Consider the following 24147-nt stretch of genomic DNA (forward strand, 5'->3'; position numbering starts at 1 on the left):
CGCCAAGCAAGCTAAAACACGAATCATTTGATTCGTGTTTTTTTGTATTGTCAAACAGTGCGTGAAAGAAGTAACAGTAATACAAACACGTTGCCCAAGAGTAAATCATATTATATAAGAGATGGATGTATATTTTTCTGTAAATTGTTAAGGAATAGGAGTATAAAATATATTTATTTGAATAGGGAGGAAAGGATATGAAATTACAAAGCGAAATTTGCATTGTTTGTGAGACAAAAAGAAAAGAAGGCATATACGTTTATAATAACTTGATATGTTATGAATGCGAAAGAGATATGGTGAACACGGAGACTAATGATCCGAAGTATATACATTATTTAAAACAACTTCGAAAATTAGAAGTATCATATTTTTAAATAGGCATATGCCTATTATTTTTTTTGTTTTGTATAATAGATAAAGAATGAATAATAAGGAAGAGATATATATGAATCAAAAACGTTTGCCTTTATATGAGACATTAATAGAGTTTAAAGAAAGAGGTCCGCTATCTTTCCATGTTCCAGGTCATAAGAATGGTTTAAACTTCCCTCAGGAAGCTATAGGGGCGTTTAAAGACATACTATCCATTGATGTAACTGAGTTAACAGGTTTAGATGATTTACATAGTCCGTTTGAATGCATAGATGAAGCACAACAGTTATTGGCTGATGTATATGGTGCAAAAAAAAGTTATTTTTTAATTAATGGTTCAACCGTAGGAAATCTTGCAATGATCTTGTCTTGTTGTGGGGAACATGATATTGTCCTTGTGCAAAGAAATTGTCATAAATCAATCATTAATGGTTTGAAATTAGCGGGGGCGAATCCCATTTTTTTAGATCCATGGATTGATGAAGCATATAATGTACCAGTGGGAATTCATGACGAAGTTATTAGGGAAGCAATTGAAAGATATCCGAATGCTAAAGCACTTATTTTAACACATCCGAATTATTATGGTATGGGAATGGATTTGGAGGCAAGCATTGCTTACGCACATGCCCATAAAATCCCTGTTTTAGTAGACGAAGCGCATGGGGCACACTTTTGTATAGGGGAACCATTTCCAAAATCAGCATTAGCATATGGTGCAGATATTGTGGTTCATTCTGCTCATAAAACATTACCTGCGATGACAATGGGATCCTATTTACATATAAATAGTCATTTAGTTAATGAAGGGAAAGTATCCACGTATTTGAGCATGCTACAATCTAGTAGTCCATCGTATCCAATTATGGCTTCGCTTGATATCGCACGGTTTACAATAGCGAGCATAAAAGAAAAGGGCTATGACAAAATCATTGAGTTTTTACGTGGATTTAAAGAAGAATTGTGTTCTATTCCACAAATAGCTATTTTACAATATCCATTGCAAGATGAGTTAAAGGTTACGGTGCAAACTCGTTGTCAGTTATCAGGATATGAATTACAGTCTGTGTTTGAAGAAGTCGGTATATATACAGAAATGGCAGACCCATATAATGTCCTATTTATTTTGCCGTTGCAAGTAAATGAAGGTTATATGAAGGCTATAGAGATGATCCGAATGGCCTTGCAGCATTATGAGGTGAAAGACAAGAGTGAATCTATTCGTTATACTTATAAAGGGGAAATTTCTCCTTTGCCGTATACGTATAAACAACTAGAAAAATACGAAACGAAGGTAGTATCTATAGAAGAAGCGGTTGGAATGATAGCAGGGGAAATGGTAATTCCGTATCCACCTGGAATTCCATTGATTATGTATGGAGAAAAAATTACTCCAGAACATAAAGAACAGATTATGTATTTAGAGAAAACGGGAGCTCGTTTTCAAGGTAATACGAAATATATGAAAGTGTATGATATAGAAAGTAGGTTTTAGGATGAAGGGATTATTTGTAACAATTGAAGGCCCAGAAGGTTCGGGTAAAACAACATTAATTAAAAAATTATTACCGTACTTTGAACAAAAGGGACAAAAGGTAATGGCGACGAGAGAACCAGGTGGTATTGCAATTTCTGAGGATATTAGAACAATTCTACATAAACAGGAATATACGATGATGGAAGCACGTACAGAGGCGCTTCTGTATGCTGCTGCACGTAGACAACATTTAGTGGAAAAAGTTATGCCAGCGCTTAATGAGAATTATCTTGTATTATGTGATCGCTTTATAGATAGCTCTTTAGCATATCAAGGATATGCAAGAGGCTTAGGGATGGATAAAGTATTTGAAATAAATCGCTTCGCAACAGAAGACTGTATGCCTAGTTTAACAATTTATTTAGATATTGAGCCAGAGGTAGGTTTAGCACGAATTGAAAAAGATGCAGGGCGCGAAGTGAATCGATTAGATATGGAAGATATCTCTTTCCATAAACGTGTACGTGAAGGGTATTTACAAGTTGTAGAACGTTTTGCTGATCGTATTGTATTAGTAAATGCTGATCAACCAATGGAAAAACTTATCGAAGAAGTTGTTCAGATTATAGAAGAGAAATTGTTATAATAGAAGGAAAGAATGAAATAAGTGAGGTATGTATTATGACGAAGACGTGGGAGCAGCTTTCTGCTATACAGCCCATCGGTGTAAAAATGTTGATGAATAGCATTGCAAAAGAGCGTATATCCCACGCCTACTTGTTAGAGGGAGGGAAAGGGACAGGGAAGTTTGCGACAGCAATTCAAATGGCAAAGAGTTTTCTCTGTTCTCAAAGGAATGGGGTAGAGCCCTGTCATATATGTACAAATTGCAAACGAATTGATTCAGGTAACCACCCTAACCTACATATTGTAAAACCAGACGGATTATCTATTAAAAAGCAGCAAATTCATGATTTACAGGAAGAGTTTTCAAAAACAGGATTAGAGGCAAATAAAAAAGTATATATTATTGAGCATGCAGATCGTATGACGGCAAATGCTGCGAATACACTTTTGAAATTTTTAGAAGAACCAAGTAGTGATACAACAGCCATTCTACTTACCGAACAAAGTCATCAAATTTTAAATACGATTTTATCACGCTGCCAAGTTGTTACATTTAGACCGTTACCTACGGAGTCTTTAATTAGAAGATTACAGGATGAAGGCATTACGTCCTCATTATCGACTCTTGCTGCACAACTTACGAATAGTTTTGATGAAGCTTTAGCTTTATGTAATGATGAATGGTTTGCACAAGCACGAACTTTAGTGATAAAATTATGTGAAGCGCTCGAAAAAGATAAAGCCTCTATTTTTTTTGTACAAGAAAAATGGGGAAAACACTTTGGAGAGAAAGAACAATTACAGCAAGGTTTAGATATGTTACTCCTTATTTATAAGGATTTATTATATGTTCAACTTGGAGAAGAAGATCGTCTTGTTTTTCATGAGCAGAAAGAGATGTTTGAATCTTTCTCCTATGCTCAGAAGCGCATTGTATCAGCTCTCTTTAATATATTAGAGGCAAAAAATAGAATCAACGCTAATGTAAATGCGCAGCTTGTGTTCGAACAGTTAGTGTTGCGGTTGCAGGAGGGATGACCGTTTTGTATGATGTAGTAGGTGTTCGCTTTAAGAAGGCCGGAAAGGTATATTACTTTGATCCGAATCAGTTCGATATCTCTGAAAATGAGTTTGCAATTGTAGAAACGGTAAGAGGTATTGAATACGGAAAAGTAGTTATCACCAAAAAGAAAGTTGATGAAAACGACGTTGTATTACCGCTAAAAAAGGTTATTCGTATTGCAAATGAAAATGATCGTACCATTGTTGAAGAAAACAAACATGCTGCAAAAGAAGCATATCAAGTTTGTCAACAAAAGGTAGTAGAGCATAATCTTGATATGAAACTTGTAGATGTAGAGTATACGTTCGACCGTAATAAGATTATTTTCTACTTTACTGCGGATGGTCGGATTGATTTCCGCGAACTAGTGAAAGACTTAGCGGCAATTTTTAGGACAAGAATTGAACTAAGACAAATTGGTGTTCGTGATGAAGCAAAAATGCTTGGTGGTATTGGTCCATGTGGTCGTATGCTTTGTTGTTCTACTTTTTTAGGAGATTTTGAACCTGTATCCATTAAAATGGCAAAGGATCAAAATTTATCATTAAATCCTGCAAAAATCTCTGGTTTATGTGGTCGCTTAATGTGTTGCTTAAAATATGAGAATGATGAATATGAGGCAGCAAAGGAACAACTTCCTGATTTAGATCAACGTATACAAACCCCGCATGGTACTGGTCGTGTTATCGGATTAAATATTTTAGAAAGATTAATTCAAGTGGAACTAGTAGACAAGGAACGGATAGTAGAATATACGTTAGATGAGTTAGTGAATAAAGGGGTCGTTTCGAGTCAAACCACAGATTAATGAGGTGGGTGCTTGTGGAGAAAAAAGATATTTTTGCATCGGTTTCTAGTATGGAAGAGCAAATTGGACATTTATATAAACAGTTGGGAGAATTAAAACAACATCTTGCAGAGTTGTTGGAAGAAAACCAACATATAAAAATGGAAAATGAAAATTTGCGACACCGTTTTGAAGAAGTGCAGAGTAAAGAAAAACAAAAAACTCAAAAGCGTAAAGAAGTGAAGCCGAAGACGGATATTGGTGAGGGCTATGATAATTTAGCAAGACTATATCAAGAAGGTTTTCATATCTGCAATCTACATTATGGAAGTGTACGTAAAGAGGGAGATTGTTTATTCTGTCTGTCATTTTTAAATAAAAAATGAAATTACCTTTCCAATTATAATTGGAAAGGTAATTTTTTATACATGAGAATAGAATGAAATGTATTTTTTATTAGTAGAGGATGAAATAGGGTAGGTTAAGTGTAAGAAAAAGGAGTAATATATGAATTTATATGAAGATGAACGTTTAGATTACTTATTAGCGCAAGATATGAAAATTATACAAAGCCCATCAGTTTTTAATTTTTCTTTAGATGCCGTTTTACTTGCAGAGTTTGCTTGGGTGCCAATTCAAAAAGGTAATTTACTTGATTTGTGTACAGGTAACGCGGTTGTTCCCCTTTTATTAAGCACAAGAACAAAAGGGAATATTACGGGTGTGGAAATTCAGGAACGTTTATATGATATGGGAATAAGAAGTGTTCAATACAATAAGTTAGAAGAAAGAATTCACTTAATAAATGGGGATTTGAAAGATATGCCGGAGAAACTTGGGCGTCATCAATATGATGTTGTTACATGTAATCCCCCTTATTTTCAAACACCTCAAACCTCTGAGAAAAATATGAATGAACATTTAGCGATAGCTCGTCATGAAATTATGTGCACATTAGAAGATGTTGTATCTGCAAGTAGTAAGCTAGTAAAACAAGGCGGAAAAGTAGCATTTGTGCATCGTCCTGGCCGTTTACTCGACATCGTCACATTAATGCGTAAATACAAAATTGAGCCAAAACGTGTACAATTTGTTTATCCTAAAGCAGGCAAAGAGGCGAATACGTTATTAATTGAAGGAATTAAGGATGGAAAAGCAGACTTAAAAATTCTTCCACCACTTTTTGTATATGATGAAAATAATGAATATACGAAGGAGATTCGTTCAATTTTATATGGAGAAGAATAAGCATTGTTTTTATGTGGTGGAATGTTCTGATGGCAGCTATTATGCTGGATATACAAATCATATAGAAAAACGGATTCAGACTCATAATAGTGGAAAAGGCGCTAGATATACACGTGCTAGACTTCCAGTTGTTTTAAGGTATGTAGAGAATTACGAGGATAAACGAACAGCTATGCAAGCTGAATATCGTTTTAAGCAGTTAACGAGGAAACAAAAAGAAGAATATATGCAAAAAGGAGAACGCTATGTGGCAGCAAAAAAGCTTTCAGCAAAATGAAAAAGGGATGTTATATCTAGTACCTACTCCAATTGGAAACTTAGAAGATATGACATTCCGTGCGATTCGAATTTTAAAAGAGGCAGATGTTATTGCAGCGGAAGATACAAGGCAAACGAAGAAGCTTTGTAATTATTTTGAAATTGAAACACCAGTTATGAGTTATCATGAGCATAATAAAGCAGTAAGTGGACGGAAAATTTTAGATAAGTTAGAAGAGGGCAAGACTGTAGCCATCGTAAGTGATGCTGGTATGCCGTGTATTTCCGATCCAGGCTATGATATTGTTGTTGAGGCAGTAGCTGAACAATATCACGTAATTCCGCTTCCTGGGGCAAATGCAGCTCTTACAGCATTGATTGCATCAGGACTTGAAACAAAACAGTTTTATTTCTATGGTTTTTTACAAAGAAATAAAAAGGAAAGAAAACTGGAATTAGAAAAACTTCGATATGTACAAACTACAATGATGTTTTATGAGGCACCTCACCGTCTGGATGATACTTTAATCTCAATGCAAGAAGTATTGGGGAACAGAGAAATTGTATTATGTCGAGAGTTAACGAAGAAATTTGAAGAATTTATTAGAGGGACAGTCGAGGAAGCGATTGAATGGACAAAACAAAATGAAGTTCGTGGTGAGTTTTGTATTTTAGTAGCTGGTTCAACGGAAGAAGCGACTCCAGAAGAACAATGGTGGGAATCTATTTCAGTATACGATCATATTGAACATTATATAAATGAAAAAGGTATGAATTCAAAAGAAGCGATTAAAACAGTCGCTAAAGATCGAGATTTGTCGAAAAGGGATGTATACCAAATCTATCATGTCGATAAAAAATAAGCCTCTCATAATTGAGAAGCTTATTTTGCTGTTTCGATATAATCTTGAAGTTCGTTTAAGATTTGCTCAGCGCCTTCTTTGCTTAAGATAATTTTACCTTCAGCTAAAGAAAGGTTACCATCAGATACTTCACCAGTTACTTGGCAAGTCATGTTTGGTTTATATTTTTTTAAGATGATTTTTTCGTCATCAACATAGATTTCAAGAGCATCCTTTTCTGCAATACCTAAAGTACGGCGTAATTCGATTGGGATTACTACACGACCTAATTCATCAACTTTACGAACGATACCAGTAGATTTCATAATTCTTTTCCTCCTAAATAAAATAGTTTATAAGTTTCGAGTCTATTTTTTGATTCGTCATTTTTCGACAAAATACCCTATGGACATATGATACCAATCATTTACATTTCCGTCAATTCTTAAATTCTATATTTTTTAAAAAGATTTATAGGTTTCTTACTTCTCATATAATAGAATGGGAGTAATTTCTATAATCATTTAACTTTATTTTCTGAAATTTTTAAGTGAGAGTTGAATATTTTTTTGAAATATGAGCAATAGATGATAAAGATATCGAGCATTAACTCGTTTTTATCAAACTATTTGTGAACAACTCGATAGATGTGGGCTAATAATTTAGTGGGAGATGAGCAAAACCTCCTACTGATTAAAGTTTCACTTTATATATGAGTTTTTGATATACTGTTTATAAATACATATGAGGTTATCCGGGAGGTCCAAAACAATGACAGAGGAAAATAAGTCCTTTTATATTACTACCCCAATTTATTATCCAAGTGGAAAATTACACATTGGACATGCTTATACGACGGTAGCAGGAGATGCGATGGCACGATATAAGCGTATGCAAGGATATAATGTTCATTATTTAACAGGAACTGATGAGCATGGACAGAAGATCCAAAAGAAAGCAGAAGAATTAAATGTTACGCCACAAGCGTATGTGGATAACATTGTTTCAGGAATTAAAGAACTTTGGGAAAAAATGGATATATCTTATGATGATTTTATTCGCACAACAGAAGATCGTCATAAAGATGTTGTTGAAAAGATCTTCAAGCAACTAGTAGACCAAGGTGATATTTATCTTGATGAATATGAAGGTTGGTATTCTGTACAAGATGAAACATTCTATACAGCGCATCAATTAGTAGATCCAATTATGGAAGGTGACAAAGTAGTTGGAGGAAAAAGCCCAGATAGTGGTCATGATGTAGAACTTGTTCGTGAAGAATCATATTTCTTTAGAATGGGTAAATATGTCGACAGACTATTAAAGTTCTATGAAGAGAATCCACATTTCATTCAGCCAGAGTCTCGTAAGAATGAAATGATTAATAACTTCATTAAACCGGGATTAGAAGATTTAGCAGTTTCTCGTACTTCATTTGACTGGGGAGTTCGTGTTCCAGGTAACCCCAAACACGTTATTTACGTATGGGTTGATGCATTATCTAACTATATTACTGCATTAGGATACGGAACAGCAAATGAAGAGAAGTATAAGCAATTCTGGCCGGCAGATGTACATTTAGTTGGAAAAGAAATTGTTCGTTTCCATACAATTTATTGGCCGATAATTTTAATGGCGTTAGATTTACCTCTTCCGAAAAAAGTCTTTGCTCATGGTTGGATTTTAATGAAGGATGGAAAAATGAGTAAGTCAAAAGGAAACGTAGTAGATCCAGTTACATTAATTGATCGTTACGGATTAGATGCATTACGTTATTACTTACTTCGCGAAGTTCCATTCGGATCTGATGGAGTATTCACACCAGAAGGATTTGTTGAACGTATTAACTTTGATTTAGCAAATGACTTAGGTAACTTGTTAAATCGTACAGTAGCTATGATTGATAAGTACTTTAACGGAGAAATCCCTGCATATAAAGCAAATGTAACGGAGTTTGATGAAACGTTAGTAACGTTTGCAAAAGATACATTGAAAAAAGTAGAAGAAGCAATGGAGAATATGGAATTCTCTGTAGCGCTAAGCTCAATTTGGCAATTGGTTAGCCGTACGAATAAATATATTGATGAGACACAACCATGGGTACTAGCGAAAGATGAGAATGATCGTGAGAAATTAGCTTCTGTAATGGCTCATTTAGCAGAAGTTCTTCGTCAAACAGGTATTATGCTTATGCCGTTCTTAACAGTAGCACCAAGCAAAATGTTTGCTCAACTAGGCCTTACTGATGAAGCGCATAAATCTTGGGAAAGTCTATCTGCAATTGGCTGTATTCCAGCTGGAACAAAAGTAGAAAAAGGACAACCGATTTTCCCACGTTTAGAAATGGAAGTAGAAGTAGAGTATATTAAAGAACAAATGAAAGGTTCTGCTCCGAAAGTTGAGGAGAAAAAAGAAGAAGAACCGAAAGCAGAAGAAATTACAATTGATGATTTCTTCAAAGTAGAATTACGAGTAGCTGAAGTAATATCGGCGGAACCTGTGAAAAAAGCAGATAAGTTGTTAAAAATTCAGCTTGATTTAGGTACAGAAAAGCGTCAAGTTGTTTCAGGGATTGCAAAATTCTATTCTCCAGAAGACCTAAAAGGTAAAAAGGTTATTTGTGTAACAAACTTAAAGCCTGTAAAATTACGCGGTGAATTATCACAAGGTATGATTTTAGCAGGGGAAGAGAATGGCGTATTGTCATTAGCAACAATTGATCAAAATCTTCCAAATGGTACAAAAATCAAGTAATTAAGACAAGAAAAGAGATGTTTCACGTGTAACATGTGTGAAGCGTCTTTTTTCTTTTTACACTCTCTATTTTTGCATTAAAATTGTAGTATTGTTATCGTTAAGTTATTTAAGAGCTTATTTTTGTAGAATAAACTTGATTTCAATATAAAGGAGTTATTTATTATGTTGTTTGATACACATTCACATTTGAACGCAGAGCAATTTGAAGAAGATTTACAAGAAGTTATTGCAAGGATGAAAGAAGCGGGAGTTACATATACAGTTGTTGTTGGATTTGATGAAGTAACGATAAAAAAAGCGATTGAATTAGCGGAAGCCTATGATTTTATTTACGCTGCGGTTGGATGGCATCCTGTGGATGCCATCGACATGAAAGAAGAACATTTAGCTTGGTTAGAAGAATTAGCTTCTCATCCTAAAGTAGTTGCAATTGGAGAAATGGGACTAGATTATCATTGGGATAAGTCCCCAAAAGAAATACAGAAGGAAGTATTCCGTAAACAAATTGCATTAGCTAAAAAGGTGAAATTACCAATCATTATACATAACCGTGATGCAACTCAAGATATTGTTGATATTCTAGAGGAAGAGGATGCGGCTGAAGTAGGAGGAATTATGCATTGCTTTAGCGGTAGTGTAGAGGTGGCACAGCGATGTGTTGATATGAACTTCTTAATTTCATTAGGCGGGCCCGTTACATTTAAGAATGCTAAGAAACCGAAAGAAGTTGCTGTAGAGATTCCATTAGAGAAACTGTTAATTGAGACAGATTGTCCTTATTTAACACCACACCCATTTCGCGGGAAAAGAAATGAACCGAGCTATGTAAAACTCGTAGCAGAAGAAATCGCGAATTTAAAGGGAATTTCTTATGAGGAAGTAGCAGAAATAACAACCAAAAATGCAAAATCCTTATTTGGTGTTGAATAAAAAGGAATGGGGAAACCCATTCTTTTTTGCTTTGAGAAAAAACTAGTAGAAGTGATGGAGAAAATAAATATGAATGAAGAAGTGTTACAATAAGAGGAGAGAACAAAGTTTGTGCCATTCTATTTTTTAAAATGTAAGAATGGGGAAAATAATAATGGAAAAGTCGTCATTTTTTTGTTTTACTAAGTAGAGACGAAATGAGTGTGGAGGCAAGCATGAAAATTAAAGAGATTATCGTTGTAGAAGGTAAAGATGATACAGTTGCAATTAAGCGTGCTGTTGATGCGGATACAATTGAAACGAACGGCTCAGCAATCGGTGATCATGTTATTGAACAAGTTAAATTAGCGCTGCAAAAACGAGGCGTTATTATTTTCACGGATCCGGATTATCCTGGAGAACGTATTCGAAAGATTATTTCTGATAAAGTGCCTGGATGTAAACATGCTTTTTTACCGAAGGAAGAAGCACTTGCTAAAAGAAAAAAAGGTGTTGGAATTGAACACGCTTCTAATGAATCGATTCGCCGTGCTTTAGAGAATATACATGAAGAAATGGAAGCTTATACAAGTGAAATTAGTTGGAGCGATTTAGTCGATGCAGGCTTAGTGGGCGGAGAAATGGCAAAGAGTCGCAGAGAAAGAATGGGTAAGCTATTAAAGATTGGTTATACAAATGCAAAACAGTTACATAAACGTTTACAGATGTTTCAAGTTTCAAAAGAGACGTTTGCACAAGCTTATAAACAAGTAATACAGGAGGAAAAGAAATGAAAGATATCGCAACGCCGAATCGTACGAAAGACATTGTTGAAAAGTATGGATTCTCATTCAAAAAAAGTTTAGGACAGAATTTCTTAATTGATACAAATGTATTGAATCGTATTGTTGATCACGCAGACATCGGTTCAGAAAGTGGTGCAATTGAAATTGGACCAGGTATCGGTGCGTTAACAGAGCAATTAGCGAAGCGCGCTAAAAAAGTAGTGGCTTTTGAAATTGACCAGAGATTATTACCGATTTTAGACGAGACGTTAGCTCCATATAGCAACGTTACAGTTATAAATAAAGATGTACTAAAAGCAGATGTACACGAAGTATTTAGTGAGCAATTTGAAGAAGGACAAGATGTAATGGTAGTAGCTAACTTACCATACTATATTACAACGCCAATTCTATTTAAATTGCTTGAAGAAAAATTACCGGTTCGTGGATTTGTTGTTATGATGCAAAAAGAAGTTGGAGATCGTCTAGCTGCTAAACCTGGAACGAAAGAGTATGGTTCTTTATCAATTGCCATTCAGTATTATACAGAGGTAGAAACAGTTATGACTGTACCACGTACAGTGTTTGTACCACAACCAAATGTTGATTCTGCGATTATTCGTCTTCTAAAGCGTCCGAAACCAGTTGTAGAAGTGACAGATGAGACTTTCTTCTTTGAAGTAGTACGAGCAAGTTTCGCACAGCGTCGTAAAACTTTAATGAACAATTTATCAAATAATTTAAATGGTTTCCCGAAAGATAAAGAGCTGTTGGATCGAATTTTAACAGAAGTAGGAATTGATCCAAAGCGAAGAGGCGAAACGCTATCTATCGAAGAGTTTGCGACATTAAGTAATGCATTAGTTCTTCATAAATTATCATAAGAATATAAAGGGACAGCTCAACTTGAGCTGTCCCTTTTGTCACCTTTCTTTTCCTAAATTCATACTTTAAAAACAGGTAAGATGGCCTAATGAGTTTGGAGGTAGGAGAATGGCTTTACATGTTGGAGAATTAGTGGAACGATATTCTCATAATAGGGATATTCTTTTTCGTATTATAGAAATAAAAGGCGAGATAGCGATATTGTTTGGGGAGGAAATTAGACTTGTGGCGGATGCGCCGCTTGAAGATTTAATTAGCATAGATCAACGAGAACATAAAAAAAGAGTGAAGCGTGAAAAAGAAACAATGGAGCGTACGTACCGTTTATTTCAACAAGATTATGTATTGATGAAACAAAGGCATGAACACACTTCAACTGGTGGGTATACAAGTGAAGTGAATTATTTTCAAATGCCAGGGCGTGTATTGCATATAGATGGGGACCCTTTATATTTGCGAAAATGCTTAGATTTATATAACAAAATTGGTGTTCCTGTACAAGGGATTCATTGTAAGGAAACAGAGATGCATGAAAAGGTAGTGGATTTAATAGATCATTTTCGTCCAGACATTCTAGTTATTACAGGGCATGATGCTTATACAAAATCAAAAGGAGTAAAGGGAGATTTAGCGGCATATAGGCATTCAAGACATTTTGTACAGGCTGTTCGAGAAGTACGAAAAAAATATCCATCATTGGATCAACTCGTTATTTTTGCTGGGGCATGTCAATCACACTTTGAGGCACTAATTCGAGCAGGCGCCAATTTTGCTAGTTCACCGTCTAGAATTAATATTCATGCACTAGATCCTGTATATGTGGTTGGTAAAATTAGTTTTACCTCATTTATGGAGAGAGTAAATGTATGGGATGTTGTGAGGAATACAATTACTGGTGAAAAAGGATTAGGTGGGATTGAAACGAGAGGGATTCTACGAACTGGATTACCTTTTCAACATTATGAAGAGTAGGCAGGGTACATATGTATCTTGCCTTTTTGTGTGGAAGGGTCTAAATGAATTTGGATAAAAAGGGACAAGAACGTACAGACTACGTAATAATACTGTTACAATATAGTATTTCTTCTATCTATTCAAACGCAGGATGATATTAGCTGTGAATTGCGGTTAATGATTGGGATAGATATATATATCGTGCTTTAAGTGTTCAATCTAAATTACAGCGAGGTGTAGCGAAGTATATGTCAAAACGTTTAGATGAAATTAAAAGCGAATTAGATCACCATCTTGGACAGCGACTTATGTTAAAGGCAAATAGTGGAAGAAGAAAGACTGTGGAACAATCAGGTGTACTTGCAGAAACGTACCGTTCTGTTTTTGTTGTACAATTGGATCAACAAGAAGATGCATTACAGCGTGTATCTTATAGTTATGCAGATGTTTTAACAGAGACGGTAGAGTTAACATTTTATGGCGAACCCCATAATGAAGTCATTTTATAATTCATGTAACGTTACATATATTCCCATAAATGAAAAGCTATATTATTTTGCATACTAACTATACCGTAGCAAAATAAGGAGGGACTCTGCATTGAGTAGACGAAGAGGTGTCATGTCAAACCAATTTAAAGAAGAGCTAGCAAAAGAGCTGGGCTTTTATGATGTTGTTCAGAAAGAGGGATGGGGCGGAATTCGTGCGAAAGATGCTGGTAACATGGTGAAACGTGCTATAGAAATTGCAGAACAGCAATTAATGAAGCAAAACCAGTAGTTGTAAGATACTTTCTATGCTACGGTAGCCGAGGAGAGATTCCTCGGCTTTTTGTACTCTAAAAAGTGCCATCATTTTGCATAAGTAGTTTCATTCTGAATGCTTTTCGTTATAATTAGGGAAGTGTCATCGTCTTACTATAAATTTATGGTAAAATAAACGATAAAAGATTGAGTACATAGAGTGGGTGAATAGATTGAAGCTACTAGTGAAAGCACCAGCAAAGATTAATCTGTCGTTAGATGTACTGGGAAAAAGACAAGACGGATATCATGAAGTGAAAATGATTATGACAACAATTGATTTAGCAGATCGGTTAGAACTAACAGAATTAGCAGAGGACCGTATTGAAATTTTATCCCATAATCGGTATGTCCCAGACGACCAACGAAATTTAGCTTATCAAGCAGCGAAATTATTAAAAGAGAAGTTTAATGTAAAAAAAGGTGTATCTATTACTATTGAAAAAACGATTCCAGTAGCAGCTGGACTAGCAGGTGGAAGTAGTGATGCAGCAGCGACATTACGTGGCCTTAATAAATTATGGGATTTAGGGCTTACAATTGACGAATTAGCAGAGCTTGGCGCAGAAATTGGATCAGATGTATCGTTCTGTGTATACGGTGGAACAGCAATTGCCACTGGAAGAGGAGAGAAAATTGAGCATATAAAGACTCCACCTTCTTGTTGGGTTATTTTGGCGAAGCCGCATATTGGTGTATCTACTGCTGATGTATATGGAAATTTAAAATTAAATCGAGTTACACATCCAAATGTAGATCAAATGGTTGATGTCATAAATGCTGGAGATTACAGAGGGATCTGTGATACTGTTGGCAACGTTTTAGAAGACGTAACATTTAAGATGCATCCTGAAGTTGCCCGTATTAAGGCACAGATGAAACGATTTGGAGCAGATGCTGTATTAATGAGTGGAAGTGGTCCAACTGTATTTGGTCTTGTACACCATGATTCACGAATGCATCGCATTTATAACGGATTAAAAGGATTTTGCGAACAAGTATATGCGGTACGTTTACTAGGAGAGCGAGAAACGCTTGAATAAAGACGTATAATACGTTATGATTTGTTTAAAATATTCGTGATTTGAGGTGAGAGTATGAAAATTAGACGAAGTACAAGATTAGTCGATATGACGTATTACTTGTTACAAAACCCTCGTCAGCTAGTTTCTCTCACTTTTTTTGCTGAAAGGTATCAATCAGCTAAATCTTCCATTAGTGAAGATTTAGTTATTATTAAGCAAACGTTTGAACAACAAGGGGTCGGCACATTGCAAACGATACCAGGAGCAGCAGGAGGAGTGAAATATATACCATATATAAGTGAAGAAGAGGCGGATCTAATTATCGATGAGCTTTGTAGCTTGTTTGAAAATCCAGATCGCATTTTGCCTGGTGGCTACTTATATATGACAGATCTTTTGAGTAATCCCCGCCAGATTAATGGCGCAGGTCGTTTGTTTGCTTCTGTTTTTGCTAGGCAACCAATTGATGCAGTTATGACTGTGGCAACGAAGGGGATTCCACTTGCTTATGCAGTGGCGAATTACTTAGATGTACCGGTAGTAATTGCGAGGAAAGATAATAAAGTAACAGAAGGCCCGACTGTTAGTATTAATTATGTATCAGGTTCTTCTAAAAGAATCCAAACAATGACGTTAGCGAAGCGTAGCCTTCCAGAGGGATCGAACGTTTTAATTATTGATGACTTCATGAAAGCAGGCGGAACAATTCAAGGCATGATGAGTATGTTAGAAGAGTTTAAGGCTAATGTTGTTGGGATTGGTGTATTAGTAGAATCCACAGATATTGAAGAACGACTTATTAATAATTTTGTATCATTAATTCGTCTTTCAGAAGTTGATGTGAAAGAAAAAGCGATTCAGGTGGAAAAGGGAAATTATTCACTTGCGCCATTTGATGAAGGGCTTGTAGAAGCTGAATAAAGTGAAGCTTTATTCAGTGGGGGTTTTGTTCATCCCTACTGATTAGTAGCCTTCACCAATTGGGCTTTTACGGTCAGCCCGACTCCCACCAAACTTCTTTGCTCCAGCCGGATTTTGAGGTGGGGGTCTTACTGCCCGCAAATAGCGGGGTAAAAAGGTAAAGCAGGTAGCTTTATCTTTTTTTTATTCTATTTATAAATATTAAAATAGATGGACAAACTGCTTTTCGTGGACTATTTTTAAAGAGTAAAAATAAATAATAAAAGGGTGAAAAGTATGAAAGTTGTTCAAACAAGCAAGGCACCACAAGCAATTGGACCATATTCGCAAGGGATTATTGTAAATAATATGTTTTATAGTTCAGGACAAATTCCATTAACGGCAAGTGGAGAGCTTGTAGCAGGAGATGTAACAGTCCAAACAGAACAAGTATTTCAAAATTTACAAGCAGTATTAGAAGAAGCGGGTGCTTCATTTGATACGGTAGTAAAAACAACAGTATTCTTAAAAGATATGGACGATTTTAATGCTGTTAATGAAGTGTACGGCTCTTATTTCTCTATTCATAAACCAGCGCGTTCTTGTGTACAAGTAGCAAAGTTACCGAAAGATGTTTCAGTTGAGATCGAAGTAATTGCCCTAGTTAAGTAACTCTTTGTAAGCGATATCCTCTACTAATCCTTATATTCAATTACTTTAAAAATTTTTATCTTAAAAATTTTTAAAAAATTAAAGGGAAAATAGAAATTTTGTGGAATTTATACAAATATATCGCTTATTTAGAAAAGGGTGGTGAACACAAGATGGAAGTGACTGACGTAAGATTACGCCGCGTAAACACAGAAGGCCGCATGAGAGCAATTGCCTCTATTACTCTAGACCATGAATTTGTTGTTCATGATATTCGTGTAATTGATGGTAATAATGGATTATTTGTAGCAATGCCAAGCAAACGTACTCCGGATGGAGAATTCCGTGACATTGCACATCCAATTAATTCTAATACACGCTCTAAAATTCAAGATGCGGTTTTAACAGAGTATCACCGTTTAGGCGAGTTAGAAGAGGTTGAGTTTGAAGAAGCGGGCGCTTCGTAAAATTCGAATGAAAAGGGCTTTTGAAAGAAAGCCTTATAATTTTGTAGCAAACTCCTGTAAGCATTTACAGGGGTTTGTTTTTTTTTACTTTATATAATTTGTATCTGAAAAATTCAAAATGTATTAAAATAAAGAGGAGAAACTTCTAATTTTTTCAAAATCATTTTAAATAGTATAGCTTATTTCTTAAAAAAGATACTAAAGAGTAAAACATCTTATAAGAATTATGGTAAAATTTAATAGTTAAAATGTGTTTCTTGAAATATATGATGATTTAGGATAATATCGTTAATGGATAAATAGGTTGCGATGGAGGGTCTATATGTCAAACAGATTTGCAGTGATTCTAGCTGCAGGTAAGGGCACACGTATGAAGTCTAAGCTATACAAAGTGCTTCATCCTGTATGTGGAAAACCTATGGTACAACATGTTGTCGATCAAGTATCTCAATTAGGATTGCAGAAACTTGTAACAGTCGTAGGACATGGTGCTGAAATGGTACAAGAACAGCTAGGAAACGTAAGTGAGTTTGCATTACAAGCAGAACAACTTGGTACAGCGCATGCTGTAGATCAAGCTGCAAGTGTACTTGCAAATGAAGAAGGAACAACTTTAGTTATTTGTGGTGATACGCCGCTAATAACTGCTGAAACAATGGAAGCATTGCTTCAGCAACATAAAGAAGCAGGGGCAATGGCAACGGTGCTAACAGCTTACATAGAAGAACCTGCTGGATATGGCCGTATCGTTCGTAATGAGAATGGTCATGTTGAAAAAATTGTTGAGCATAAGGATGCAAATGAGAAAGAATTAGCTATTAATGAAATCAATACAGGTACGTATTGTTTTGATAATAAAGCTTTATTTGCTTCACTTTCTAAAGTTTCAAATGATAACGTACAAGGTGAATATTACCTTCCAGATGTTATTGAGATTTTAAAAAATGAAGGTCATATCGTATCAGCTTATCAAACAGAGCACTTCGATGAAACGTTAGGTGTTAACGACAGAGTCGCTCTATCGCAAGCGGAAATTATTATGAAAAACCGTATCAACCGAAAGAACATGGTAAATGGTGTTACAATTATTGATCCAAGTAACACATATATTTCTGCGGATGCAATTATTGGTAGTGATACAATTCTTCATCCTGGAACGGTTATTGAGGGTAACACTGTAATTGGTTCTGATTGTGAAATTGGACCTCATACAGTAATTCGCGATAGTGAAATTGGAGACCGTACGGTAATTCGTCAATCTACTGTACATGACAGCAAACTTGGTACAGAAGTAGCGGTTGGTCCATTTGCACATATTCGCCCAGATTCAGTTATTGGAGATGAAGTACGCGTTGGAAACTTCGTAGAAATCAAAAAAACTGTTTTTGGTAATAGAAGTAAAGCTTCACACTTAAGTTATATCGGGGATGCACAAGTTGGAGAAGACGTGAATCTTGGTTGTGGTTCAATTACGGTGAACTATGATGGCAAGAATAAGTTCAAAACCGTGATTGGTAACGGAGTGTTTATTGGATGTAATTCAAACCTTGTTGCGCCGGTCACAGTTGAAGATGGTGCTTATGTGGCAGCAGGCTCTACAATTACAGAGAATGTTCCATCGAAAGCATTATCGGTAGCACGTGCACGTCAAATTAATAAAGAAGACTATGTTGATCAATTGCTGAATAAGAAAAAATCATAATGTGGAGGGTTAATCTAGATGTCGACTCAATATCTAAATTCTAATTTGAAAGTATTCTCTTTAAACTCTAATAAGGAACTTGCTGAGCAAATTGCAAAGCATATTGGAGTAGGACTAGGAAAATGTTCTGTTGATCGTTTTAGTGATGGAGAAGTTCAAATTAACATTGAAGAAAGTATTCGTGGTTGCGATGTATTCATTATTCAATCTACAAGCTTCCCAGTAAACGAACATATCATGGAATTACTTATTATGATTGATGCATTAAAGCGTGCATCTGCGAAAACAATTAATATTGTTATTCCTTACTATGGTTATGCGCGTCAAGACCGTAAAGCGCGTTCTCGTGAACCAATTACATCGAAACTTGTAGCAAACTTGCTTGAAACAGCAGGTGCAACTCGTGTAATCACTCTAGATTTACATGCTCCACAAATTCAAGGATTCTTTGATATCCCAATCGACCACTTAATGGGTGTACCAATTCTTTCAGATTACTTTGAAACAAAAGGTCTTAAAGATATCGTAATCGTGTCACCTGACCACGGTGGTGTAACTCGTGCTAGAAAGATGGCAGACCGTCTAAAAGCGCCAATCGCTATTATTGATAAGCGTCGTCCTCGTCCGAACGTATCAGAGGTTATGAACATTATCGGTAATATCGAAGGTAAAACAGCAATTTTAATTGATGACATCATTGATACAGCTGGTACAATTACATTAGCAGCAAACGCTCTTGTAGAGAACGGTGCTTCTGAAGTATATGCTTGCTGTACGCATCCAGTATTATCTGGTCCAGCAATTGAGCGTATTCAAAATTCAAATATTAAAGAGTTAGTTGTAACGAACTCTATCGTATTACCAGAAGAGAAGAAGATCGACAAAATTCATGAACTTTCAGTGGCTCCATTAATCGGAGAAGCAATCATTCGTGTATACGAAGAAGAATCTGTAAGTGTATTATTCAATTAATTGGATAGAATGAGACGTAACCAAGCTTGGTTACGTCTTTTCGTATCGAAAAAAGAAAGTAGTGGTACAAGAATGAAATTGATAGTAGGACTTGGGAACCCAGGTAGAGAATATGAATTAACAAGGCATAATATTGGATTTATGGCGATTGATGAACTTGCAAAGCGTTGGAACATTTCTTTGAATGAACAAAAATTTAAAGGGGTATTTGGGGCAGGTTTTGTCAACGGAGAAAAAGTAATCTTGTTAAAGCCACTTACATATATGAATTTATCTGGGGAAAGCATTCGTCCACTCATGGATTATTATAAAATTGATGTTGAGGACTTTGTTGTTATGTACGATGATTTAGACATCCCTGTAGGTAAATTACGTCTTCGTATGAAAGGAAGTGCTGGTGGACATAATGGCGTAAAATCAACGATTTCACATTTAGGAACACAAGAATTTCAACGTATCCGTATGGGAATTGATCGTCCGAAAAACGGGATGAAGGTAGTCGATTACGTATTAGGACGCTTTACTTCTGAAGAAATTCCTGATGTCAATCATTCTATTGAAAAAGCAGCGGACGCGTGTGAAGAGTGGTTAAATAAACCTTTTCTTCAGATCATGAATACATTCAATAGTTAAGAATCTGATTGGGAATATTTTGCTTTTGTTTTACCCATACTAGTTGTAATTGGATTTTTAGGAGGCTAGTATGGAAGGGTATTATTATTGCAGACATTGCGAGAGCAATGTAGGCTCCATTAACGCAGAAAAAGTATATAGCGACGTTTTATTTCAACTAACAGAGCAAGAAGTAGTAGAGATGATTCATTTTCATGAGAATGGAAATATATATATAAAAACGATTTGTGAATCGTGCCAAGAAACGCTCGCATCTTATCCTGAGTATTATGAATATGAAAAATTTCTGCAATAAAATGTTGTCGCTTTGGCATGTCCAAAGCATTTTTCTGTTTTCTTTTTCCAAAATATTTGCATAAAATATAGTGACTTGCTCTTTATGTTGAGAGGAGTTTTGAAGATGATAGGTTTATTAGAGCAATTTTATAAAAATGAAGAGATACAATCGGTTATTAGTGGATTAGAGGATGGGCTAAAAGAACAACTTATATCAGGTATGGCAACAGCTTCTCGTTCATTATTAATGGCAGCTTTATATAAAAAAACAAAGAAATCGCAACTGATTGTGACGCACAATTTATACCAAGCACAAAAAGTACATGAGGATTTAGTGGCATTGCTGGGTGAAAAGGATGTATGGCTATATCCAGTAAATGAATTGATTGCATCAGAGATCGGTGTTGCAAGTCCAGAGTTAAAAGCGCAGCGCATAGAGGTGTTAAATCGTTTAGCGGCAGGAGAGAATGGGATTATTGTAGCGCCAGTCGCGGGGTTACGTAGGTTTTTACCAATTAAAGAATTATGGAAGCAAAAGCAAATTGAAATTAATCTAGGGCAAGAGATTGATTTAGAGGCGCTTCTGCATACATTACATCAAATTGGCTATGAACGTAAATCAATGGTAGAAGCGCCAGGGGAATTCAGTTTGCGCGGAGGAATATTAGATATTTACCCATTAACTGAAGAATTACCATTTCGTATTGAATTTTTCGACACAGAGGTCGATTCTATTCGATTATTTGATGTGGATGAACAGCGCTCTCAAGATAAAAAAGAAAGTGTTAGATTCGGTCCAGCAACAGAATTTTTATTTTCACAGGAAGAATTGAAATCGGGAATTAAGCGTCTTGAAGAAGGGTTAACTAATACGATGCAGAAGCTTTCCGATGATAAATTAAAGACAGCGGTACTTGAGACTGTTAGCCATGAAATTGAAATGTTGAAGAATGGGCAAAGTATCGAACAAATGTTTAAATATTTATCTATTTTCTATAAAGAACCTACTAGTCTGATAGATTATTTACCAGAAGACGGTGTTGTAATTTTAGATGAAATTTCTCGTATTCAAGAAACAGCATCACATCTTGAAACAGAGGAAGCGGAATGGTATATATCACTTCTTGGTGAAGGAACAATTATTCAGGATTTATCTTTTTCTCACTCATTTGAGGAGTTTCTTCATCATAAGAAAAGAAGTTTTGTATACTTGACATTATTCTTACGTCATATTGCACACACACATCCGCAAAATATTGTGAATGTGACATGTAAAACAATGCAAGATTTCCATGGACAGATGAACTTGTTAAAAACAGAAATTGATAGATGGAATGAAGGGCATTTTACGACTGTTGTACTCGGAACAGATGATGAGCGTGTGAAAAAGTTACAACATATTTTGAGTGATTATGATATCGATGCGGATATTGTAGAGTCCACAGATATTTTACTACCTGGAAGATTGCAAATTGCTGTGGGTGATTTACATGCAGGATTTGAAATGCCGATGCAAAAGCTTGTTGTTATTACTGAAAAGGAGCTTTTCCATAAGAAGGTTAAAAAATCTCAACGTAAGCAAAAGTTATCTAATGCAGAACGTATTAAGAGCTATTCAGAATTAAAAGTTGGAGACTATGTAGTTCATGTAAATCATGGTATAGGTAAATTTTTAGGTATTGAGACGTTAGAGATTAATGGTGTTCATAAAGATTATTTGAATATTAAATATCAAGGTAATGATAAGTTATACGTTCCGATTGAACAAATTGATCAAGTACAAAAATATGTGGGGTCTGAAGGTAAGGATCCGAAAGTTTATAAATTAGGCGGGAACGATTGGAAAAAAGTCAAAACGAAAGTTGAGAAATCTGTACAAGATATCGCAGATGATCTAATTAAGTTATATGCTGAGCGTGAGGCTTCAAAAGGTTATGCATATACACCGGATACGGCGGAACAACAAGAATTTGAATCTTCTTTCCCATATCAAGAGACAGAGGATCAATTGCGCTCTATTGAGGAAATTAAGAAAGATATGGAACGTGGACGTCCGATGGATAGACTTCTTTGCGGTGATGTAGGATATGGAAAGACTGAAGTAGCTATTCGTGCGGCGTTTAAAGCAATTATGGATGAAAAACAAGTTGCAATTTTAGTACCGACAACAATCCTTGCGCAGCAACACTATGAAACAATCCGAGAGCGTTTTCAAGATTATCCAATCAATATAGGGTTATTAAGTAGATTCCGTACGAGAAAACAGCAAAATGAAACAATTAAAGGCCTAAATGATGGTACGGTAGATATTGTAATCGGAACGCATCGTATTTTATCTAAAGATGTTACTTATAAAGATTTAGGGCTTCTTATTATTGATGAAGAACAAAGATTTGGTGTGACGCATAAAGAAAAAATTAAACAATTGAAAGCAAATGTTGACGTATTAACATTAACGGCAACTCCGATTCCACGTACACTTCATATGTCTATGCTTGGTGTGCGTGACTTATCCGTTATTGAGACACCGCCAGAAAATCGTTTCCCAGTCCAAACGTATGTAGTGGAGTATAATCCAGCATTAATGCGAGAAGCAATAGAGAGAGAGCTTGCAAGAGGTGGACAAATTTACTTCCTATATAATCGCGTGGAGGATATCGAAAGAAAAGCGGATGAAATTTCGATGTTAGTTCCAGACGCTCGTGTGACATACGCACATGGGAAAATGAACGAAAGTGAATTAGAATCTGTTATGCTATCGTTTTTAGAGGGACAGCATGATGTTCTTGTAAGTACAACAATTATTGAGACAGGTGTAGATATTCCGAATGTAAATACATTAATTGTATTTGATGCAGATCGTATGGGATTATCTCAGTTGTATCAGCTTCGTGGGCGTGTTGGACGTTCTAATCGTGTTGCGTATGCATACTTTGCATACAAACGAGATAAAGTGTTATCAGAAGTTGCGGAGAAGCGTCTGCAAGCGATTAAAGAGTTTACAGAGCTTGGATCTGGTTTCAAAATTGCGATGAGGGACTTATCAATTCGTGGCGCGGGTAACTTGTTGGGGGCAGAACAACATGGATTTATTGATTCTGTCGGATTTGATCTATATTCTCAAATGTTAAAAGATGCAATTGAACAGCGCAGAGGCACAGATGGAGTTGAAAATACAGTTAATGTTGAAATTGACTTGGAAGTAGATGCATATTTACCAGATGCTTATATTTCAGATAGTAAACAAAAAATTATGATGTATAAACAATTTAGAGGTGTTTCTACAATTGAGGATATTGAAGAATTACAGGAAGAGATGATCGATAGATTCGGTGATTATCCGCAAGAAGTTGGTTATTTATTACAAATTGCAAATGTTAAAGTATTGGCAATGAAAGAACGAATTGAGTTGATTAAGCAAAATAAATTTGAAGTAACAATTCTGTTCTCTGAACAAGCAAGCCAAAATATTGATGGTGGAAAATTATTCATGCTTGGAAATAGTTTTGGTCGTATGATTGGTCTTGGAATGGAAGGGTCACAATTGAAAATCGTTATGAAAACGAATGGCTTAGAGACATCAAAGTGGTTAACAATTGCTGAAAATTTATTAAAAGGCTTACCAGATGTAAAAAAAGAAGTAATAAATGCCTAATATAAGATAAAAAATACAATTCGACGTGCATAGAAGAACTAATGTGTAAAATACTATATCTAACAGTTGGTGATTTTTACATGAACAGGTAAATTC

General features: G+C 35.6%; 26 protein-coding genes. 25 read left to right on the plus strand and 1 reads right to left on the minus strand.

Annotation, left to right across the window (positions count from 1 at the left end):
* The first annotated feature begins 197 nt into the window (after positions 1 to 197).
* From COI75_RS05950 to rsmI, 9 genes are all read left to right on the plus strand, one after another.
* A complete protein-coding gene (locus COI75_RS05950; RefSeq protein ID WP_000776277.1) occupies positions 198 to 377 on the plus strand; it encodes a sigma factor G inhibitor Gin in 180 nt (59 codons plus the stop codon).
* A 71-nt stretch (positions 378 to 448) separates the two neighbouring features.
* Positions 449 to 1870: an aminotransferase class I/II-fold pyridoxal phosphate-dependent enzyme gene (locus COI75_RS05955; RefSeq protein WP_001072280.1), complete on the plus strand. Its 1422-nt coding sequence runs from the start codon at positions 449 to 451 to the stop codon at positions 1868 to 1870.
* A gap of 1 nt (position 1871) precedes the next feature.
* The gene (gene tmk, locus COI75_RS05960; protein WP_098448256.1) at positions 1872 to 2498 is read left to right on the plus strand and encodes a dTMP kinase; all 627 of its coding nucleotides are present in this window, start codon (positions 1872 to 1874) and stop codon (positions 2496 to 2498) included.
* A gap of 35 nt (positions 2499 to 2533) precedes the next feature.
* Positions 2534 to 3517: a DNA polymerase III subunit delta' gene (gene holB / locus COI75_RS05965; RefSeq protein ID WP_000169568.1), complete on the plus strand. Its 984-nt coding sequence runs from the start codon at positions 2534 to 2536 to the stop codon at positions 3515 to 3517.
* A 5-nt stretch (positions 3518 to 3522) separates the two neighbouring features.
* On the plus strand, positions 3523 to 4350 hold the full coding sequence (locus COI75_RS05970) for a PSP1 domain-containing protein (protein ID WP_002096149.1): 828 nt from the start codon (positions 3523 to 3525) through the stop codon (positions 4348 to 4350).
* 14 nt (positions 4351 to 4364) lie between these two features.
* Complete coding sequence (yabA, locus tag COI75_RS05975; protein ID WP_000412060.1) at positions 4365 to 4715, plus strand: DNA replication initiation control protein YabA; 351 nt, start codon at positions 4365 to 4367, stop codon at positions 4713 to 4715.
* 121 nt (positions 4716 to 4836) lie between these two features.
* Positions 4837 to 5577, plus strand: coding sequence for a tRNA1(Val) (adenine(37)-N6)-methyltransferase (locus tag COI75_RS05980; protein ID WP_001055371.1), 741 nt, complete (start codon positions 4837 to 4839; stop codon positions 5575 to 5577).
* A complete protein-coding gene (locus COI75_RS05985) occupies positions 5564 to 5854 on the plus strand; it encodes a GIY-YIG nuclease family protein (protein WP_000414347.1) in 291 nt (96 codons plus the stop codon). The genes COI75_RS05980 and COI75_RS05985 overlap by 14 nt, the downstream gene beginning before the upstream one ends.
* Positions 5823 to 6698 carry a 16S rRNA (cytidine(1402)-2'-O)-methyltransferase gene (gene rsmI, locus COI75_RS05990; protein WP_000267795.1) on the plus strand — a complete coding sequence of 292 codons (876 nt, stop codon included), beginning with the start codon at positions 5823 to 5825 and terminating at the stop codon, positions 6696 to 6698. The genes COI75_RS05985 and rsmI overlap by 32 nt, the downstream gene beginning before the upstream one ends.
* Before the next feature lie 20 nt (positions 6699 to 6718).
* Here the strand turns inward: rsmI and COI75_RS05995 are convergent, their stop codons facing one another.
* Entirely contained in the window at positions 6719 to 7003 is a 285-nt protein-coding gene (locus COI75_RS05995) for an AbrB/MazE/SpoVT family DNA-binding domain-containing protein (protein WP_000843036.1), read from the minus strand.
* Between the two features lie 445 nt (positions 7004 to 7448).
* On the opposite strand from COI75_RS05995, the gene metG reads away from it, so the two are divergent.
* The 16 genes from metG to mfd all read left to right on the plus strand — a co-directional run bounded on the left by metG (position 7449) and on the right by mfd (position 24051).
* Entirely contained in the window at positions 7449 to 9431 is a 1983-nt protein-coding gene (metG, locus tag COI75_RS06000; RefSeq protein WP_000134156.1) for a methionine--tRNA ligase, read from the plus strand.
* Between the two features lie 165 nt (positions 9432 to 9596).
* Complete coding sequence (locus COI75_RS06005) at positions 9597 to 10364, plus strand: TatD family hydrolase (RefSeq protein ID WP_000895827.1); 768 nt, start codon at positions 9597 to 9599, stop codon at positions 10362 to 10364.
* A gap of 215 nt (positions 10365 to 10579) precedes the next feature.
* Positions 10580 to 11137 carry a ribonuclease M5 gene (gene rnmV / locus COI75_RS06010; protein ID WP_000692831.1) on the plus strand — a complete coding sequence of 186 codons (558 nt, stop codon included), beginning with the start codon at positions 10580 to 10582 and terminating at the stop codon, positions 11135 to 11137.
* Positions 11134 to 12012 carry a 16S rRNA (adenine(1518)-N(6)/adenine(1519)-N(6))-dimethyltransferase RsmA gene (rsmA, locus tag COI75_RS06015; protein ID WP_000651544.1) on the plus strand — a complete coding sequence of 293 codons (879 nt, stop codon included), beginning with the start codon at positions 11134 to 11136 and terminating at the stop codon, positions 12010 to 12012. Before rnmV ends, rsmA begins: the two co-directional genes overlap by 4 nt.
* Before the next feature lie 109 nt (positions 12013 to 12121).
* A complete protein-coding gene (gene yabG / locus COI75_RS06020) occupies positions 12122 to 12985 on the plus strand; it encodes a sporulation peptidase YabG (RefSeq protein WP_001173739.1) in 864 nt (287 codons plus the stop codon).
* Between the two features lie 230 nt (positions 12986 to 13215).
* Positions 13216 to 13476, plus strand: a complete 261-nt coding sequence (gene veg, locus COI75_RS06025) for a biofilm formation stimulator Veg (protein ID WP_000044349.1) — start codon at positions 13216 to 13218, stop codon at positions 13474 to 13476.
* A 91-nt stretch (positions 13477 to 13567) separates the two neighbouring features.
* Positions 13568 to 13747, plus strand: a complete 180-nt coding sequence (gene sspF / locus COI75_RS06030; protein ID WP_001985066.1) for an acid-soluble spore protein SspF — start codon at positions 13568 to 13570, stop codon at positions 13745 to 13747.
* A gap of 196 nt (positions 13748 to 13943) precedes the next feature.
* A complete protein-coding gene (gene ispE, locus COI75_RS06035) occupies positions 13944 to 14813 on the plus strand; it encodes a 4-(cytidine 5'-diphospho)-2-C-methyl-D-erythritol kinase (protein ID WP_000772100.1) in 870 nt (289 codons plus the stop codon).
* A 54-nt stretch (positions 14814 to 14867) separates the two neighbouring features.
* On the plus strand, positions 14868 to 15716 hold the full coding sequence (purR, locus tag COI75_RS06040) for a pur operon repressor (protein ID WP_000702469.1): 849 nt from the start codon (positions 14868 to 14870) through the stop codon (positions 15714 to 15716).
* A gap of 276 nt (positions 15717 to 15992) precedes the next feature.
* On the plus strand, positions 15993 to 16367 hold the full coding sequence (locus tag COI75_RS06045; RefSeq protein WP_000869817.1) for a RidA family protein: 375 nt from the start codon (positions 15993 to 15995) through the stop codon (positions 16365 to 16367).
* 152 nt (positions 16368 to 16519) lie between these two features.
* On the plus strand, positions 16520 to 16813 hold the full coding sequence (gene spoVG / locus COI75_RS06050; RefSeq protein ID WP_000454042.1) for a septation regulator SpoVG: 294 nt from the start codon (positions 16520 to 16522) through the stop codon (positions 16811 to 16813).
* 322 nt (positions 16814 to 17135) lie between these two features.
* The gene (glmU, locus tag COI75_RS06055) at positions 17136 to 18515 is read left to right on the plus strand and encodes a bifunctional UDP-N-acetylglucosamine diphosphorylase/glucosamine-1-phosphate N-acetyltransferase GlmU (RefSeq protein ID WP_000071042.1); all 1380 of its coding nucleotides are present in this window, start codon (positions 17136 to 17138) and stop codon (positions 18513 to 18515) included.
* Between the two features lie 18 nt (positions 18516 to 18533).
* Complete coding sequence (locus tag COI75_RS06060; RefSeq protein ID WP_000107419.1) at positions 18534 to 19487, plus strand: ribose-phosphate diphosphokinase; 954 nt, start codon at positions 18534 to 18536, stop codon at positions 19485 to 19487.
* A 72-nt stretch (positions 19488 to 19559) separates the two neighbouring features.
* Positions 19560 to 20120, plus strand: coding sequence for an aminoacyl-tRNA hydrolase (gene pth, locus COI75_RS06065; RefSeq protein WP_000767702.1), 561 nt, complete (start codon positions 19560 to 19562; stop codon positions 20118 to 20120).
* A 70-nt stretch (positions 20121 to 20190) separates the two neighbouring features.
* Positions 20191 to 20415 carry an anti-sigma-F factor Fin gene (locus COI75_RS06070; protein WP_000399436.1) on the plus strand — a complete coding sequence of 75 codons (225 nt, stop codon included), beginning with the start codon at positions 20191 to 20193 and terminating at the stop codon, positions 20413 to 20415.
* 105 nt (positions 20416 to 20520) lie between these two features.
* Complete coding sequence (gene mfd, locus COI75_RS06075) at positions 20521 to 24051, plus strand: transcription-repair coupling factor (protein ID WP_000579719.1); 3531 nt, start codon at positions 20521 to 20523, stop codon at positions 24049 to 24051.
* Positions 24052 to 24147 lie beyond the last annotated feature (96 nt).

It is taken from the genome of Bacillus cereus (assembly GCF_002564555.1).
GTDB classification, from domain to species: domain Bacteria; phylum Bacillota; class Bacilli; order Bacillales; family Bacillaceae_G; genus Bacillus_A; species Bacillus_A cereus_K.